Source organism: Neorhodopirellula pilleata (assembly GCF_007859915.1).
GTDB lineage: Bacteria > Planctomycetota > Planctomycetia > Pirellulales > Pirellulaceae > Rhodopirellula > Rhodopirellula pilleata.
The window spans coordinates 43,738-60,081 of record NZ_SJPM01000017.1; the positions used below are offsets into that span (position 1 = coordinate 43,738).

At 57.8% G+C, this 16,344-nt stretch carries 15 protein-coding genes; 9 read left to right on the forward strand and 6 right to left on the reverse strand.

What is annotated here, in order from left to right:
• Positions 1–206 precede the first annotated feature (206 nt).
• The 5 genes from Pla100_RS26110 (at position 207) to Pla100_RS26120 (ending at position 5,564) form a co-directional block, all read left to right on the forward strand.
• Positions 207–1,688, forward strand: coding sequence for a Do family serine endopeptidase (locus Pla100_RS26110; RefSeq protein ID WP_146581591.1), 1,482 nt, complete (start codon positions 207–209; stop codon positions 1,686–1,688).
• Between the two features lie 266 nt (positions 1,689–1,954).
• On the forward strand, positions 1,955–2,116 hold the full coding sequence (locus tag Pla100_RS31225) for a hypothetical protein (RefSeq protein ID WP_197168243.1): 162 nt from the start codon (positions 1,955–1,957) through the stop codon (positions 2,114–2,116).
• A 158-nt stretch (positions 2,117–2,274) separates the two neighbouring features.
• Complete coding sequence (locus tag Pla100_RS26115; protein ID WP_146581593.1) at positions 2,275–3,537, forward strand: DUF1559 domain-containing protein; 1,263 nt, start codon at positions 2,275–2,277, stop codon at positions 3,535–3,537.
• Positions 3,538–3,966: 429 nt separating this feature from the next.
• Entirely contained in the window at positions 3,967–4,131 is a 165-nt protein-coding gene (locus Pla100_RS31230) for a hypothetical protein (protein ID WP_197168244.1), read from the forward strand.
• Between the two features lie 167 nt (positions 4,132–4,298).
• On the forward strand, positions 4,299–5,564 hold the full coding sequence (locus Pla100_RS26120; RefSeq protein WP_146581595.1) for a DUF1559 domain-containing protein: 1,266 nt from the start codon (positions 4,299–4,301) through the stop codon (positions 5,562–5,564).
• Positions 5,565–5,637: 73 nt separating this feature from the next.
• Here Pla100_RS26120 and Pla100_RS26125 read toward each other — a convergent pair whose 3' ends face one another.
• Positions 5,638–6,513, reverse strand: a complete 876-nt coding sequence (locus Pla100_RS26125) for an NAD(P)H-hydrate dehydratase (protein WP_146581597.1) — start codon at positions 6,511–6,513, stop codon at positions 5,638–5,640.
• 130 nt (positions 6,514–6,643) lie between these two features.
• Positions 6,644–7,462 (reverse strand): nickel pincer cofactor biosynthesis protein LarB, encoded by an 819-nt coding sequence (gene larB, locus Pla100_RS26130; RefSeq protein ID WP_146581599.1) that lies wholly within the window; start codon positions 7,460–7,462, stop codon positions 6,644–6,646.
• Between the two features lie 128 nt (positions 7,463–7,590).
• Here larB and Pla100_RS26135 point away from each other — a divergent pair, with 128 nt between their 5' ends.
• Positions 7,591–8,805: an argininosuccinate synthase gene (locus Pla100_RS26135; protein WP_146581601.1), complete on the forward strand. Its 1,215-nt coding sequence runs from the start codon at positions 7,591–7,593 to the stop codon at positions 8,803–8,805.
• A 72-nt stretch (positions 8,806–8,877) separates the two neighbouring features.
• Here Pla100_RS26135 and Pla100_RS26140 read toward each other — a convergent pair whose 3' ends face one another.
• Positions 8,878–9,786: a DUF1559 family PulG-like putative transporter gene (locus Pla100_RS26140; RefSeq protein WP_146581602.1), complete on the reverse strand. Its 909-nt coding sequence runs from the start codon at positions 9,784–9,786 to the stop codon at positions 8,878–8,880.
• 79 nt (positions 9,787–9,865) lie between these two features.
• On the opposite strand from Pla100_RS26140, the gene dtd reads away from it, so the two are divergent.
• Positions 9,866–10,315: a D-aminoacyl-tRNA deacylase gene (gene dtd, locus Pla100_RS26145; RefSeq protein ID WP_146581604.1), complete on the forward strand. Its 450-nt coding sequence runs from the start codon at positions 9,866–9,868 to the stop codon at positions 10,313–10,315.
• Between the two features lie 385 nt (positions 10,316–10,700).
• Here the strand turns inward: dtd and Pla100_RS26150 are convergent, their stop codons facing one another.
• Entirely contained in the window at positions 10,701–11,573 is an 873-nt protein-coding gene (locus Pla100_RS26150; RefSeq protein WP_231603617.1) for a metal-dependent hydrolase, read from the reverse strand.
• Positions 11,574–11,790: 217 nt separating this feature from the next.
• On the opposite strand from Pla100_RS26150, the gene Pla100_RS26155 reads away from it, so the two are divergent.
• Positions 11,791–12,507: a CvpA family protein gene (locus Pla100_RS26155; RefSeq protein ID WP_146581608.1), complete on the forward strand. Its 717-nt coding sequence runs from the start codon at positions 11,791–11,793 to the stop codon at positions 12,505–12,507.
• Between the two features lie 368 nt (positions 12,508–12,875).
• On the opposite strand, the gene Pla100_RS26160 is transcribed toward Pla100_RS26155, so the two are convergent.
• Together Pla100_RS26160 and Pla100_RS26165 are read right to left on the reverse strand one after the other, a co-directional pair.
• Complete coding sequence (locus tag Pla100_RS26160) at positions 12,876–13,868, reverse strand: acetyl-CoA carboxylase carboxyltransferase subunit alpha (protein ID WP_146581610.1); 993 nt, start codon at positions 13,866–13,868, stop codon at positions 12,876–12,878.
• 3 nt (positions 13,869–13,871) lie between these two features.
• Positions 13,872–14,825, reverse strand: a complete 954-nt coding sequence (locus Pla100_RS26165; protein ID WP_146581612.1) for a serine/threonine-protein kinase — start codon at positions 14,823–14,825, stop codon at positions 13,872–13,874.
• 126 nt (positions 14,826–14,951) lie between these two features.
• Between Pla100_RS26165 and Pla100_RS26170 the strand changes: the two genes are divergently transcribed.
• Positions 14,952–15,662 carry an SIR2 family NAD-dependent protein deacylase gene (locus tag Pla100_RS26170; RefSeq protein WP_146581614.1) on the forward strand — a complete coding sequence of 237 codons (711 nt, stop codon included), beginning with the start codon at positions 14,952–14,954 and terminating at the stop codon, positions 15,660–15,662.
• Positions 15,663–16,344 lie beyond the last annotated feature (682 nt).

Below are 16,344 nucleotides of genomic sequence, written 5' to 3' on the forward strand. Positions count from 1 at the left end.
TCCCCGCTTTCTGTTATCGGGAATCGAGCAACCCTTGGACCAACAAAAGGGACCGCAATTTCGCCCCTCCTGATCGTTGCCATCTGAACAACTTACCAAATTGGTGCGTTGTTTGCTTGTGCGGAACAGTGTGTCCGCCGAACTGCCAATTCGACCACCCCTCACTTCATCCAGAACCCTACCCATTGAAATAGGAGCCATCTGCTATGCAAAAGCATTGGAAGCGTGTCAGCCTCGTCTTAGGCATCGCGTGGATTGCCACGCTCGTCGCCGGTTTGGCCATGAGTCTGCCTCAGTCGACTCAATCGGAAGCGTACGCCGATCAAGACAACCGGGCTCGGGCCGCCACCCAGAATCTCGATACCGCTCAAGACCTCTCGACGGCTTTTCGAACCGTCGCCGAAGCGATGCGGCCGAGCGTGGTCAGCATCAGCACCCAAGCCGACATCCGCGCCCGGGTGCGGCAACTACCGCCGAACTTGCGTCGCCAACTCCCGCCTGGCTTCGAAGAATACTTCGGTGACGGAAATCGTGGTGGCCAACCTCAGCAACAAGGGCAGGGCAGTGGCGTCATCGTCCGTGAAGACGGTTACATTTTGACGAACAATCACGTCGTCGAAGGTGCCGATATCGTGACCGTTCAAATGAGCGACGACAGCAAAGTCGAAGCAAAAATTATCGGCACCGACCCGGAGACGGATCTCGCCGTTCTAAAAATTGAAAAAGAAGGCCTGACGGCTGTTCCGTTCGGCGACAGCGAGGCGATCCGCGTTGGTGATTGGGTACTCGCCATTGGCAGTCCCTTCGGATTGGACCAAACCGTTACCGCCGGAATCATCAGCGGCAAGAACCGAGTTCAAGGTATCGTCGACGGCGGACGCGGTTTCGAAGACTTCCTGCAAACCGACGCGGCGATCAATCCAGGCAATTCGGGCGGACCGCTCGTGAATTTGCGTGGCGAATTGGTCGGCATCAACACCGCGATCCTGTCTCGCTCCGGTGCAAGTAGTGGTATCGGGTTTGCCATTCCGGTGCAACTGGCCAAACCGGTTATGACGTCGATCATCGAGAACGGTGAAGTCCGACGAGGATTCCTCGGTGCGCAAGTCGCCGACGTGACTCCGGAAGTCGTCGAGGAATTCGGCCTGAAGATCCAAGACGGTGCCCTCATCCGCGGCGTGCTCGAAGGCCAACCGGCCGCCAACGCGGGTTTGCAACCCGGCGACGTGATCGTCCAAACCGACGGACGCCCGGTCACCAGCAGCACGCGTTTGGTCAACTACATCGCCAGTCGTCCGCCCGGTTCGAGCGTGCAGATGGTGGTTAACCGAGACGGGCGTGTCATGAACGTCACCGTGAACTTGCAGGAACGCACCGACCAAGCGATGGCGATGTTCGGCAAAGGCAACGCGTTGGGCGCCGAGCTCGAACCGGTCACACCTCAATCCGCCGAACGGTACGGCTACTCGGATCTCGAAGGCGGCTTGATCGTCACGAGCGTCGACGACGAAGGCATCGCCGCCGACGGCGGCTTGCAAGTCGGTGACGTAATCGAATCGGCCGGCGGCCAACCGGTCAATTCAGTACCGCAGTTGACGCAAATCTTCACTGCCGCCCAACAGCAACAAGTACCCTTGCGCGTCGTCGTGCGACGCGGCAACACAAGGATCCTGTTGGTGATTCGCTAATCACTTGATGAACTGGACCAGTCATGGGCCGCATTCGTGTCAAACGAGTGCGGCCTTTTTTTGAAAACCCGTCCACATTGCGACCTGCCGCAGACTGAGGGCGGGAGCTGCCACAGATCCCATTTTCAAAAAGCAGATCGAATTTGTCTGCAAAAAAGCTTGCCTTTCTTCGCATGCCGACTGTATACTCGATCGAACCATAGTCGACCCGCTCTTGCGAGCGGGATTTCAACGAACGTGGCTGGATCATCTTTGGATACCTCTCGATGCGTTGTATTTTCGCTGTTTTCTTGCTGGTCCTTTCAATCGGCTGTGGTGGCAACACCGCAGGCCCCGTTGCCAACGACGACGAATTATCTGCTTACCTGTCGGACAATCCGTCTCCCGACGCAGGTGATCCTGGAACGGAATCCGCCGAAGCCGAATAACCCGACGCCCGAAAGCGTCGAGTTGCGAGACGTTTCTTTACCAGCTTAACGAAGTAATGGCTCTCTATGCCATTTTCATTGAGCTGTTGCATGCCTGTCTGTCTTAAGTGGAACACAATTCAGTGCTTCACTAGGGTTTCTTTTAATAAGGTTTGTTCATGAAAACGCTCCCAACGCCCCGCCAGGCGTTCACATTGGTCGAACTATTGGTGGTGATCGCCATCATTGGTGTCTTGGTCGGCTTATTGCTACCGGCCGTCCAAGCAGCTCGAGAGGCCGCGCGCCGAATGAGCTGCAGTAATAATTTCAAGCAACTCGGTTTGGCGGTCCACAACTACCATTCCGCGTACAATCAATTGCCGCAGCAAATGGGCGGTACGACCCATTTCACCGGTAACTGGCAAGGCAATAGTAACGCAAACGCCCCGCAGGGAAACAATGTTTATGAGTTGAGTTGGCTGGTCGGTTTGACTCCGTTTTTCGAACAGCAGGCTCTCTGGGAACAGATCAGCAATCCGTTGCTGGTTCCAGGTGGGACAAATTCGTTTCCGCCGATGGGCCCCGGACCTCGACGCACACTGTCGGATCACAATGCTGCCAACTACGATCCGTGGATGACGAATATTCCGTCACTTCGTTGCCCGAGTGATCCTGGCGTCGGATTACCCTCTCAAGGACGTACCAACTATGGCGCGTGCATCGGCGACTCAGTGCTGTGGAATGCTGGCAACGGTGTGGGGAACAACGGATTGATCACCGCCAACGCTACCGCCGGCCAGACGGCAGCCTGGAAGAGCGAACACATTCGCGCGGCACTTCGGGGGATGTTCATGCCTCGCAGCAAGACGAAATTTCGGGACGTGCTTGATGGCCTCGCTAACACGATTGCTGCGGGTGAACTAACAACTGATTTAGGCGACCGCGACAAACGCACCCGTCCGGTTGCTAACGACACAGCGAACTTCCATGCCGACAACGGGAAGCTCGCGTGTCGGGGCGCGATCGATCCAGCTCGCCCTCAGTTCTGGGCAGCCACTCTGACGTCTCCTCATGTCGAGATCACAAGTGGCGAGCACGGTCGTGGCTACAAATGGGCCCATGGAATACCAATGTTTACGAGCGTCTCGACGAATCTGCCGCCTAATTCGGAAATGTGTGTCGACAACAACGCCACCATTCAGAACAGCTACTTAAGCCAGGGGATATTTCCTCCTAGCAGTCGCCATCAAGGCGGTTGCCACGTGCTGATGGGTGATGGCGCCATCAAGTTCATCACCGACTCGATTGAAGCAGGAAACTCGGCGAGCCGCGAAGTTCGGCGTGATTCGGGGTACTTACCGATCGGTAGCGGAAGTCCCTATGGCTTGTGGGGTCACTTAGGTACGCGAGCGGCCAAGGAAGTCATTGACGTCGAGATCTAAGGGGACCTGACGGCCACAATCGCCGCTTCATGTCGTGATTCGGTAACCAAATGTCCTCCAACGGGACGAAGATTCATGAAAACATCTGGTCGGCGACTTCCACGAGGTTCCCGACCAGATGTAATGAGTTCATGCCGGCTCGGCTTTTTTGCCGAGCGGTTTGATCACCCGCGAGCCCGCTAGCCCATAAAACCAAACAAGCGCCGCCCATCCGGACAATCTTGGGCGAGCAGCGTGGCGTTGATTTCCGCGAGGTTTCATCACATCTGGGCCCATATTGACACCGGATGTCCTTTTTATCTTTTGAGCGGGCGAATTCTCCCCAAAAAAAGTTGTCCCAGCTCCCCCTACCTGATAGGTTAGGTCCATTGAGTTCACAGCCCGTTCGTTTAGGGCTGCGTCTGCATTCCTAGTATTGGGACGATGGATATGCGTTGGATATTCGCGACGTTTGTTTTGGTGGCCGTTATGGGGTGCGGCGGTAACTCGGCCGAGACGGTTGCCGACGGCGATGAACTGGCTGGCTATTTGGCGGAAAATCCGTCGCCGGAAGTTGCTGACCCAGACGACGCCGACCTCAATTCGGCAGAATAGCCGGCTTCGATGGATGCTCGTTCATCCATCAAGCTCTCTTGTCAGCACAAGCGGATCAACTGCTCCGTTTGTGTTTTTCCCATCAGTCGGACTCTTTCCGACTGGATCGTTTGATTGCCATCAGGCAATCACTTCTTTTCTGTTACGCTTATGTAAAGGGTTTTTCGATGTACAGAGTCTCCGCCCCTCGAAGGGGCTTCACTTTGGTTGAACTATTGGTGGTGATCGCCATCATTGGTGTCCTGGTCGGCTTATTGCTGCCGGCTGTCCAAGCAGCTCGAGAGGCCGCACGCCGAATGAGTTGCAGTAATAATTTCAAGCAAATCGGCTTAGCGATCCACAACTATCATGCTGCCTATAAACAATTACCGCAGCAAATGGGCGGAACGACCCATTTTGGCGGTAATTGGCAAGGTTCGAGTGACGCAAACGCCCCGCAGGCAAACAATGTTTATGAGTTGAGTTGGCTGGTCGGCTTGACTCCGTTTTTTGAACAGCAGGCTCTCTGGGAACAGATCAGCAATCCGTTGCGGGTTCCAGGCGGGACAAATTCGTTTCCGCCGATGGGGCCCGGACCTCGTCGAACGCTGGCGAACCACAATGCAGCCAACTACGATCCCTGGATGACGAATATTCCGTCACTTCGTTGCCCGAGTGATCCTGGCGTCGGATTGCCCTCCCAAGGACGTACCAACTATGGCGCGTGCATTGGTGACTCGGTGTTGTGGAATGCTGGTAACGGTGTGGGGAACAACGGATTGATCACCGCCAACGCTACCGCCGGCCAGACGGCAGCCTGGAAGAGCGAACACATTCGCGCGGCACTTCGGGGGATGTTCATGCCTCGAAAAGTGACGAAATTTCGGGACGTGCTCGATGGCCTCGCTAACACGATTGCTGCGGGTGAACTAACAACCGATTTAGGCGACCGCGATAAACGCACCCGTCCGGTTACTAATAACACGGCAAACTTTCATGCCAACAATGGCAAGCTCGCTTGCCGGGGCGCGATTGATCCCGCTCGCCCTCAGTTCTGGGCAGCCGGTCTGACGTCTCCTCATGTCGAGATCACAAGTGGGGAACATGGTCGTGGCTACAAATGGGCCCATGGAATACCGCTGTTTAGTAGCGTCTCGACAAACCTGCCGCCCAATTCGGAAATCTGTGTCGACAACAACGGCACCAACGTCCAAAACAGCTACTTAAGCCAGGGGATCTTTCCTCCTAGCAGTCGCCATCAAGGCGGTTGCCACGTGCTGATGGGTGATGGCGCCATCAAGTTCATTACCGACTCGATTGAAGCAGGTAACTCGGCAAGCCGCGAAGTTCGGCGCGATTCCGCGTACTTACCCGTCGGCAGCGGAAGCCCTTATGGCTTGTGGGGATCGTTGGGAACGCGGGCGGCCAAGGAAGTCATTGACGAAGAGATCTAAGGGTATCTGACGACGACAATCGCCGTTTCATCTCGTGATTCGGTAACCAAATGTCCTCCAACGGGACGAAGATTCACGAAAACATCTGGTCGGCGACTTCCGCAAGGGTCTCGACCAGATGTAACGAGGTCATGCCGGCTCGGCTTTTCCGCCGAGCGGTTTGATCACCCGCGATCCCGTGAATCCAAACGCCCAATCGGGCGGCGTCCCATCCGGATAATCCTTGGCCGAGTAACGACGCAATGATTCCGGTCAGAACGTCGCCGCTGCCAGCGGTTGCCATCCCCGAGTTGCCGGTGTCATTGGTGTAATTCATGTCGACATGGGCACCGACGACTCGCGTCGGACCGCCTTTGATCACGATCGTGATGCCCGCCGAAATAGCCAATCCATGCGCGGCCTCATCTTGCTTCTCCGGTGCATCGGCGGGTACTCCCGTCAAGCGAGCTAGTTCGCCTCGGTGCGGTGTTAGCACAATGTCTGGTTCTTGGGGACTGCGAGTGGCGAAGGAATTGTTGAACCAATCCTGCTTCGCGATGACATTGATCGCGTCGGCGTCGAACACGACGGGCACGGATCGTTGCTGCAGTAGTCCTCGAACGATCTCGATGCTTCCCGGCCCGGTCGTCATGCCAGGACCGACCCCGACGGCATCTTGCTTTTCGATTTGTGATTCGATCGCCCGCCAAGCTTCCAATGCGAACTTTCCGTCGGAGCAGGGCAGGGCGATGGTCATCAGCGAAGGGTGAAAACCGGCGACCGTCCCCAAAATCGAATCGGGTACCGCCGTCGACACCAATCCTGAACCGCTGTGCAGGGCAGCGATCGACGACAACGTGATCGAACCGGCCATCCCGCGCGAGCCTCCGATCAACAACACGCGACCGAACGTGCCTTTGTGAGCATCCGAAGCGGGGCAGGGCAGGGCGGTCGGAGGTGATGTGGACATGAGTTTGGAGAATGATGGCTGATGATAGTAGCTGGACTCGCAAGAGTTCAGCCGCCGCCCGACTGATTCCGAAGTCTTGCGACTCCGGCTACTGGGTGGTGCGACTGATTCCGAAGTTTTGCGACTCCGGCTACTGGGTGACTGGTGTTTTCGCGGCCGCGAGTCCGCTGGCGATGATTCCGGCTAGGAATCCACCTTTGAATCCGGCATCAATGTTCACGACGGCGACGTTGGCCGCGCAAGATGTCAACATCCCCATCAGTGGCGTCAGGCCATTGAAGTGGGCACCGTAACCGGAACTCGTGGGGACGGCGATGACCATCGAGGCGACGTGCCCGGCGACGGCCGCCGGCAGTGCGCCTTCCATGCCCGCAATCACGACGACTGCCGAGGCCCGACGAATCTCGCCGACGACACCGAGCAAACGCTGCGGACCGGCCACCCCGATGTCTTCGAACCGACTGTACGGAACATTCATCCACGCCAACGTTTCAACTGCTTCCTCGGCAATGCAGTGATCCGTACTGCCGGCCGTGACGACGGCCACGTGAGGTTGCCCGGCATCCAGCTTCGGCGGTTTGAGCGATTCCGACGTGAGGCCGATCCGTAACGTGCGGGCCAGCGGATTGTGGTGAATGAATGCGAAATTCCGGCGAACCTGCGCCGCGGCGGTAGGATCGATCCGGGTGACCAGACAACTTTGCCCCGCGTCGAGTTGTGCTTGAGCGATGCGTTGGATCAGCTCGGTTGATTTCCCTTCGCCGTAGATGACTTCGCCAAAACCGCAGCGATCAGCACGGCCCAAATCGACCGTGGCACCTTCAACGTTCGCGATCGCCGAGGTATCGCGTTGAGAAGCCGCGATCAGATCAGCGGCGGCTTCGACGCTGACGGCGCCACTGGAGAGTTCACCCAGAATTTGGATCAAGGCAGGATCGGGACGGTTCATGATGCCTACTTTGGGCGAGTTCGAGGTGGGATTGCCGCTACGGTGGCTTGCGTGTTTTCCGCCGGACAACTTAAATGCGAGTCGACGAAGATAAACGATTCTCCCGATTATTTGGAAGCTGAGCTTAGATGAAAAGTTGCGTGTTGGCCTATTCCGGCGGCCTGGATACCTCGGTGATCCTCGGTTGGTTGCAAGATCAAGGCTACGAAGTTCACTGCGTTTATGTGGATTTGGGGCAACCTTGCGAGGACCGAGATGCGATCATGGAAAAAGCCCGCAATTGCGGCGCGAAATCCTCGCGACTGGTCGATGTCCGCGAAGAATTGTGCCGCGATTTCGCCTTTCCCGTGCTGGCGTGGCAAGCCAAGTACGAACAAATCTATTTGCTAGGCACTTCGATCGCCCGTCCGCTGATCTCGAAAGTCTGTTTGGAAGTGGCTCGCGAAGTCGGTGCGACTGCTTACGCTCACGGGGCCACCGGCAAGGGTAACGACCAATGCCGTTTTCAATTAGCCGCCGAGGCGCTCAACCCGAGTATCGAAATGATCGCACCCTGGCGGATCAAATCATTCCGCGACGCGTTCCCGGGCCGCACCGAACTGATCGAATACTGCGACGCTAAGAAGATCCCGGTCAAAGCGTCCACTTCCAAACCATACAGCAGCGACGAAAACGTCCTGCACATTTCCTACGAAGCGGGCAAGCTCGAGGACCTCACCGTCAACGGTGTTGAACTGGTCGATTTCGGCATGGGCGTCTCACCGCAACAAGCACCCGACCAGCCCGAAGAAGTCACGATCGGCTTCGAATCCGGGGTTCCGGTTTCGCTCAACGGCAAGAAAGTTTCGGCGCTTGAAATGGTTGAAAAGCTCAATACGATCGCCGGACGCAACGGGGTAGGGCGGATCGACATGGTCGAAAACCGCTTCGTCGGCATGAAGAGTCGTGGCGTCTACGAGTCGCCCGGCATGACCGTGCTCTACAAAGCGTTGATGTGCGTCGAACAACTCACCATGGACCGCGACCTGATGCACATGCGAGATCGCTTGGCCCCGGAAGTGGCCGAGATGGTTTATTACGGATTCTGGTACACGCCCAAGATGGATGCACTCTTCGCGTTCATCAAGGAAGCTCAAAAACATACGACCGGCGAAGTCACGCTGCAGCTCTACAAGGGCAACATCGTGGTCGCCTCACGTCAAAGTCCCAACAGCCTTTACGACGAAGAAATCGCGACGATGGAAGGCGGCGGAACATACAACCAAGATGACGCCGAAGGCTTCTTGCGAATTCACGGTTTGCCGTCGCGAGTCCAAGGCCGCGTCACACCGCGAACGTTCTAAACATGCGGTGGTGTAGGCTGGGTCGAAGCCGCTTCGGCGTAGACCCGGCATCTTCTCTTCCCTGCAACGCCGCTAATCCAACACGTCATCGGGCAGCGGTTCGCCGCCTCTCGGCGTGATCAGCGCGTTGACGGTCATCGACGGTGTCGCCTCGCTTAGGAAATGCCCGCGTCCGTCGACCGTAACGACGCATACGCCTCCATCGGTGATTCCACCCAAACCGACGCCAGAAGCCGCGTTGATTAAACCACCGGTTGCACCGGCATCGATGTCGATCGGTTCGGTCCAGGCACTCGCGCCTCGTCCTTCAACCACTAGCAACGTCTTGGTCGCTCCGTCGGCGACTTGCTTCGGACCGAGCGGCCCGGTAGACGGAAACAATGTTCCGGTGCCGATCACTAAATGATAAGCCGTTTCCGATCCCCATCCTTGTGAATTCGGATGACGAAACACGGCGGGGGTCTGGTACATTTGCATTTGGTTTTTGTCGCTGTCCCAAGCCGCACTCAAATTGAATTGATCGTAGAGTTCGTCTTCACCCAAATAAGGCAGGATCAACACCCGCCAAGACAGCAACGGCTTACCCCGACGGTCCGTGATCGCCGGGGCAGGGTAGGCACCATGGTCGGCGGCATAGGCGTTGAGGGCGGCAGCGATCTTTTCGAGATTACGAATGCTTGCCATTCGCTCTCGCCCCTGGCGAACCCGCTGGGCCGCCGAGCCTCCCACGCGTGCGATCGCGATCAAGCCCGCACCAACGATCAACAGCAAGACCACGGCCGCCGCGATCCAAGCGGCCGGGCGTTTACGTCGACCGGCGGAGCCGCCTGGTGCTTGATTACGGGGCCGGGATGCCCCCGGTGCAAAATCTGGTAACGTGATCCCGCGACCACAAACGACACATTCACCCGACTGGCCACTGAATTCGTCTTCCACTTCCGTGCGGGTCTGGCAGTGTGGGCAGGTGAATAGATAAGGCATATGATTGCGTTCGAGGATGCGGTGTTTAACAGCGATGTGTGACAGTGGCGATCTAGTTCTATCTTAGCGAAAACCAACCATGAAAGTGATCCTGCAACGAAGTCGCCAAGCCTGTGTTACTGTCGACGGCCGAGTCACCGGACAGATCGATTACGGGTTAGTGGCCTTAGTCGGCATCGCCGAAGGCGACAGCGAGCCTGTCGTCCGGACGCTCGCCGACAAAACAGCGATGTTGAGAATCTTCGCCGACGACAACGGGAAGATGAACCGCAGTGTGATCGATGTCGGTGGAGGCGTGCTCGCGATCAGCCAATTCACGCTTCTGGCCGATTGCCGCAAAGGCCGACGCCCGGCGTTCACGGGAGCGGCCAAACCGGAGATCGCCCGGGCGTTCTACGAGCTGTACATGGATTGCTTGCGAGGTCACGGATTGACGGTCCAACCCGGCGTCTTCGCCGCCGACATGCAGGTGTCGCTCACCAATGATGGTCCGGTAACGATCATTTTGGATTCATCCGAGTGGTCGTAGCGGGGCTTTTGGCTGTTGGCGATTCGCATTTAGCTAACAGCCTGCCGGGTCTCCGCTATCGCTGCGACCCAGCCTACGTTTTGTGATTTTGTAGGCTGGGTGGAGGAGGCTCTGCGACGAACACCCGGCACGACCCATCAATCAACTCGGTTTGCCCAACGCCATGCCGGGTCTCCGCTATCGCTGCGACCCAGCCTACGTTTTGTGATTTTGTAGGCTGGGTGGAGGAGGCTCTGCGACGAGCACCCGGCAGGACCCATCAATCAACTCGGTTTGCCCAACGCCATGCCGGGTCTCCGCTATCGCTGCGACCCAGCCTACGTTTTGTGATTTTGCAGGCTCGGTGGACGAGGCTCTGGGACGAACACCCGGCAGCGGACCAACCCTAATACCGCGAAAAACTTCCGTCGGGCTGGGCGACTTGGTTGGGGACCGGGGGCGGTGCTTGCCATGGCACCGATTGCCAGGGGCCGGGCGCAGTCGAAGCAGGGGAGGGCGGTTGAAATTCGGAAGCGGGATAGACCGGGTTGGGGTATCCCGGATTTGGGTACATGAAATTGGGGTTCTCCGGGTTGGGGATCGTGTACTGTTCCCGGTCCAATCGAATCCGCTGACGCATCCGATCCAGAATCGCGTGGTCATTGTGGGCGAAATAGATTAGCACTCCCAATTTGGCGTACACCATGAAATTGACCCACCAGCCACTGCCGAAGAACTTGAGTGCGGTCCCGAACGATTTTTTTGTCCGCAGCCGACCGCGACTGAAGTCGATGCTCCAAATCTCATCGAGGATCAGATGCGTCATGAAACCGACGAAAACGGCCAGCGATTTGTAAACCCGAATTCCCTCGCTCGGGCTGGGCATCAAGAGGTACGCGATCAAACCGGCAATCAGCGCCGCCGGGATACTGTGCCACATCCCGCGGTGTACCGTGTAGCGGCGGAAGAACTCGACGGCGACGAATCGAATCGCGATGTAAATCAACATCGCCGCCAAAGCCATCGATTCGTGCGACAAGCCCATGTCCCGCCAGCGATCGATCATCAGCATCGGAGCGATCGCGGCGAGAAACATGCTCGTCTCCCGCAGCGGCACGCCCGAGTCGCTGTCCAAATCCGGAAGCATCCCCGAGACGCTGCATAGTCCGCCGGCCAAAAGCGCACTCTCAAGCGACATGCCCTGGTCGGTGGCACCCCAATAACCGTAGGCGACCCCCACCATCGTGCTCGTCGAGATATGCGTCTTGAATCCGGCCAAGGCAGAGCAGGGGAGTGAGGAATTGGAAACGGCGAGTCGTAGGCTGGGTCGAAGCCGCTTCGGCGGAGACCTGGCAATCCACAGAACATCAACCCGAGTCCGTAGCATTTTCGGGCGGCCCGCATCTAGCTTAAAAATTTGATCTTCGCCCTGCTCCGTTTTTTCTGCTACAAGCGGGATCCTTCCTCCAATCGTCCTTCCTCGCGAATTCGATATCGTGCAGACCTACGACATCATCATGGCAGTCGTTTTGATCGGCGCGATGCTGCTAGGTGCGATTAAAGGATTCGCCTGGCAACTCGCTTCGATCGCTTCGATCGTCGGAAGCTACGCAGTCGCTTACCATTACCGGGAACCGTTCAGCGAAAACATCCACGCCGAGCCTCCGTGGAACCGGTTCTTGGCGATGCTGATTTTGTACGTCGGGACGTCTTTGGTGATCTGGGTGGCTTTCCGGATGATCGCCGGAACGATCGATCGAATGAAGTTGAAGGAATTTGACCGTCAAATCGGTGCGCTCTTCGGACTCGGCAAAGGCGCGATCCTGTGCACATTGATCACGCTTTTCGCGGTCACGCTGTTCGGCGATTCGGTCCGTGACGCGATCGTCCGCAGTCGCTCGGGCGGCTGGATCGCGAGGTTGCTTGACCAGTCCGGCGCGATTATGCCGGAGGAATTTTCCTCGGTCGTCCGCCCGTACCTGGACCAATTCGACGAACAATACCAACCAGCTTCGGCCGGCGGCGCCTGGTTTTCGGGAGCACCGGCAACAGGGCCGACGCAACCTTCGACGCAGTATCCGGAGTGGTCGCCACAGTCCAATCCCGGCTGGTCGCCGGTGCCCAATTTGCCGGCCAGTCCGCCGCTCAATTCACCATCGCCGCCGCAGTGGAAAAACGCTTTGACGCCGCCGCCGTGGGGAACCAATCGATGAACCGGGGCACTGACGGCCTATTGATTTGGACTGCATCGTGACCGGCTCGTTGTCCTGATCGTAACCCGACGCGTCAGCGAGGGATTCATCGGCCTTATCCAACTGCAAGAGATTCCTCGCTCACGCGTCGGGTTACGATCTGCAAGAGAGCCCTCGCTGACGCGTCGGGTTACGATCTGCAAGAGATCCCTCGCTGACGCGTCGGGTTACGATGCAGATCAACACGCTAAACTACGTGTCTCAGCCATCTCGAATACAACATAAGAGGCATTATCGGACGTTGCGGGGCGGTTGAAATCCGGCCCGCCCTAGCTGCCCCGGCCAGGGATCCTGTGGTTTACGGTCGCCGGCAATGCCTGACGACGGGCTCAGACTGGCTGCGTTTCCTCGCCAGCCAGCTCGGCGGCCTGCTCCAAGAACACGCCCATGCGGCGATACTTTTCATAGCGTTCGTTGACCAGATCCTCGACGCCGATCGACTCGAGCTGAGCGAGTTGACGGGACAGGTAACTCTTCATCCGAGTCGCCATTTGGTGATGGTCGCGGTGGGCGCCGCCGAGCGGTTCTTCGAGCACGTCGTCGACGATCCCGAGTCGCTTCAAATGGTCGCTCGTGAACCGCAGTGCGGCCGCGGCTTTGGGAGCGTGCTCGTGACTCTTCCACAAAATCCCGGCGCAGCCTTCGGGGCTGATCACGCTGTAGTAGGCATGTTGCATCACGGCGACGCGGTCTCCGACTCCGATGCCCAACGCACCGCCTGAGCCGCCTTCTCCGATCACGACACAGATAATTGGAGTCTTGAGTCGACTCATCAAAAACATGCTCTCAGCGATCACCTGGGCTTGGCCGCGTTCTTCGGCTCCGATTCCCGGATAGGCACCCGGTGTGTCGATGAAGCAAATAATCGGCAGCTTGTACTTTTCGGCCATCCGCATCTTGACCATCGCTTTGCGGTAGCCCTCCGGGTGGGCGCATCCGAAATGGCAAGCGGCGCGTTCTTTGTAGGTTCTGCCTTTTTGGTGACCGATGACCATTACTTTGAATCGATCGAGTTTAGCGAATCCGCTGAGCATGGCGCGGTCGTCGCCAAAATGCTTGTCACCGTGCAATTCGACAAACTCATCGAACGCCAAGTTCAAATAGTCGCGGGTGTACGGTCGGTTTTTGTGCCGCGCGACCTGCACGGTCTGCCACGGATCGAGCGAGCTGTATGTCTCTTTGAGCTTCGTCGCGCGAGCCAATCGCAACGACCGGATCGCCGATTCGATTTCGGCGGTGCGATCGGTGGTCCGTTCGAGTGATGCGATCTTCTCTTCGAGGTCCGCAATCTCGTATTCGAATTCGAGTCCAGGTCCAGCCATCGTTTAGGTTTCCTCTTCGTAATCGTCGGTCGGCCCGGTCGGTCGCTTGACCAAGTCCTCGGCGGACTTCGTGCCGCCCATGTCATCAAACACGCTGATGTCCGGCTTGCGAGGTCGCTTGCGCCAAATCTCGAGCGTTCGATATTCTTTGAGGAATTCCCAAACCGACGGCGGTCGATCGTCTTGTTTCTTTGCCATCAATCGCTTGATCAAATTGGCAAATTCGGTGGTGACGTTCTTGTTATGAGCGACGGCGCTGGGCACCGAGGCGTTGATGTGTTTGGAGAGCAAGTCGTTGGGTGTTTGTCCGGTGAACGGCGGCTTGCCGGTCGTCATCTCGAACAGCATGCAGCCGAACGAGTACAGGTCACTGCGTTCGTCACAAAGCTTTCCGCGAATCTGCTCAGGTGACATGTAACTGCGAGTTCCCTGGATGTTCTTCGTTTTGTAAAGCAGCTTGCTGATGCCGGTCCGCTTGGGTTCGGCGATCGTGAAGTCGATCAGCTTGGTTTCGCCATCGCGGGCGACCAAGTAATTGTCCGGCTTGATATCGCGGTGGATCCAGTTCTTGGTGTGCATGTAATAGAGACCCTCGGCGGCCTGCTCGATGATCTTGTCGAGCATGAACGCGAGTGAATCCGGACCTTGGCGAAGGGCCTGTTTCATGTTCAGTTCGCTGAACAATTCCAACACGAGAAACGGCCGGCCTTTGTCGGTCTGATGGTCGATGACCTTGATAATCCGGGGGCTATTGAGCGCCTTGCCGACGTTGAATTCGTGCTTCAGCGCGGCCAACTCGGCTTTGTCGTTGACGTAATTCGGTCGTAAAATCTTCAACGCGTAACGCTTTTTTTGCATGTCGGTGTCGTCGACCGCTTCCCAAACTTCTGCGGTCGAGCCGATGCGGATCAATCGGGCGAGTCGGTAGGGACCGAGAAAATCGCGGGATTTAGACATGGGATTGGCCGTCGGGGGAAGAATCGATCGCATCGATCAGGCAAAATGGTCGGGCTGCATGATAGTCCAACCGACCCGTAGGCCGAAAGCCCGCCGGGACCTTCCAACCAAGACGAGCGAAGCACGATGAACGTTTTGATTCTGACCGGAGCGGGAATTTCCGCCGAATCGGGCATCCCAACGTTTCGCGACGCGAACGGGTTGTGGGAGGGGTACGCATTCGAGGAGGTCGCCACGCCCGCCGCGTTCGCTCGAAATCCGGCGCTCGTGCAGGAGTTCTACAACCAGCGGCGACGTGCCCTGCTCCGCCCCGAGATTCAACCGAATGCGGCTCACGTCGCGCTGGCCGAATTCGAAAAGCGGCTTTCCGATTCCGAAGATGACGAGTTCTTGTTGGTGACGCAGAACATCGACGATCTGCACGAGCGTGCCGGCAGCGACAACGTGCTCCACATGCACGGCGAGCTGCTCAAGGCTCAGTGTCTTGAAACGCTCGAGTGCTATCCATGGCGTGAAGATCTTGATGAAACCACGCCGCACCCGGATGACCCGGACGACGAAACCCGCTGCGGGATGCTGCGGCCGCACGTCGTGTGGTTCGGAGAAATCCCGATCGGTCTGGACCGAATCGAGAAGGCGGCGACCCGTGCGAATGTATTCATCGCCATCGGTACCTCGGGCCTCGTTTATCCTGCGGCGGGGATTGTTTCCATGACGCCGCCGTCGTGTCGCCGGATCGAGATCAACATGGACGATACCCCCGCCTCACCCTCGTTCGACGAAACGATCCGGGGTCGAGCCAGCGAGACCGTCGGGCGAGTGCTCGCGCAACTGTAGGCTGGGTGGAGGAGGCTCTGCGACGAACACCCGGCGGGTACTCATTACCGATGGCTGCTTCTTGCCGGGTCTCCGCTATCGCTGCGACCCAGCCTACATTAGGTAGGCTGGGTGGCGGAGGCTTTGCGACGAACACCCGGCGGGCACCCATTACCGATGGCTGCTTCGTGCCGGGTCTCCGCTATCGCTGCGACCCAGCCTACATTAGGTAGGCTGGGTGGAGGAGGCTCTGCGACGAACACCCGGCGGGTACTCATTACCGAAAGCTGCTTCTTGCCGGGTCTCCGCTATCGCTGCGACCCAGCCTACATTAGGTAGGCTGGGTGGAGGAGGCTCTGCGACGAACACCCGGCGGGTACTCATTACCGATGGCTGCTTCGTGCCGGGTCTCCGCTATCGCTGCGACCCAGCCTACATTAGGTAGGCTGGGTGGAGGAGGCTTTGCGACGAACACCCGGCGGGCACCCATTACCGATGGCTGCTTCTTGCCGGGTCTCCGCTATCGCTGCGACCCAGCCTACATTAGTAGGCTGGGTGGAGGAGGCTTTGCGACGAACACCCGGCGGGCACCCATTACCGATGGCTGCTTCTTGCCGGGTCTCCGCTATCGCTGCGACCCAGCCTACATTAGGTAGGCTGGGTGGAGGAGGCTTTGCGACGAACACCCGGCGGGCACCCATTA

Bases quoted from the DNA above. Each gene is read 5' to 3' on its own strand.
- Pla100_RS26110 (WP_146581591.1), top strand. From the start codon at position 207: ATGCAAAAGCATTGGAAGCGTGTCAGCCTCGTCTTAGGCATCGCGTGG.
- Pla100_RS31225 (WP_197168243.1), top strand. From the start codon at position 1,955: ATGCGTTGTATTTTCGCTGTTTTCTTGCTGGTCCTTTCAATCGGCTGT.
- Pla100_RS26115 (WP_146581593.1), top strand. From the start codon at position 2,275: ATGAAAACGCTCCCAACGCCCCGCCAGGCGTTCACATTGGTCGAACTA.
- Pla100_RS31230 (WP_197168244.1), top strand. From the start codon at position 3,967: ATGCGTTGGATATTCGCGACGTTTGTTTTGGTGGCCGTTATGGGGTGC.
- Pla100_RS26120 (WP_146581595.1), top strand. From the start codon at position 4,299: ATGTACAGAGTCTCCGCCCCTCGAAGGGGCTTCACTTTGGTTGAACTA.
- Pla100_RS26125 (WP_146581597.1), bottom strand. From the start codon at position 6,513: ATGTCCACATCACCTCCGACCGCCCTGCCCTGCCCCGCTTCGGATGCT.
- larB (WP_146581599.1), bottom strand. From the start codon at position 7,462: ATGAACCGTCCCGATCCTGCCTTGATCCAAATTCTGGGTGAACTCTCC.
- Pla100_RS26135 (WP_146581601.1), top strand. From the start codon at position 7,591: ATGAAAAGTTGCGTGTTGGCCTATTCCGGCGGCCTGGATACCTCGGTG.
- Pla100_RS26140 (WP_146581602.1), bottom strand. From the start codon at position 9,786: ATGCCTTATCTATTCACCTGCCCACACTGCCAGACCCGCACGGAAGTG.
- dtd (WP_146581604.1), top strand. From the start codon at position 9,866: ATGAAAGTGATCCTGCAACGAAGTCGCCAAGCCTGTGTTACTGTCGAC.
- Pla100_RS26160 (WP_146581610.1), bottom strand. From the start codon at position 13,868: ATGGCTGGACCTGGACTCGAATTCGAATACGAGATTGCGGACCTCGAA.
- Pla100_RS26165 (WP_146581612.1), bottom strand. From the start codon at position 14,825: ATGTCTAAATCCCGCGATTTTCTCGGTCCCTACCGACTCGCCCGATTG.
- Pla100_RS26170 (WP_146581614.1), top strand. From the start codon at position 14,952: ATGAACGTTTTGATTCTGACCGGAGCGGGAATTTCCGCCGAATCGGGC.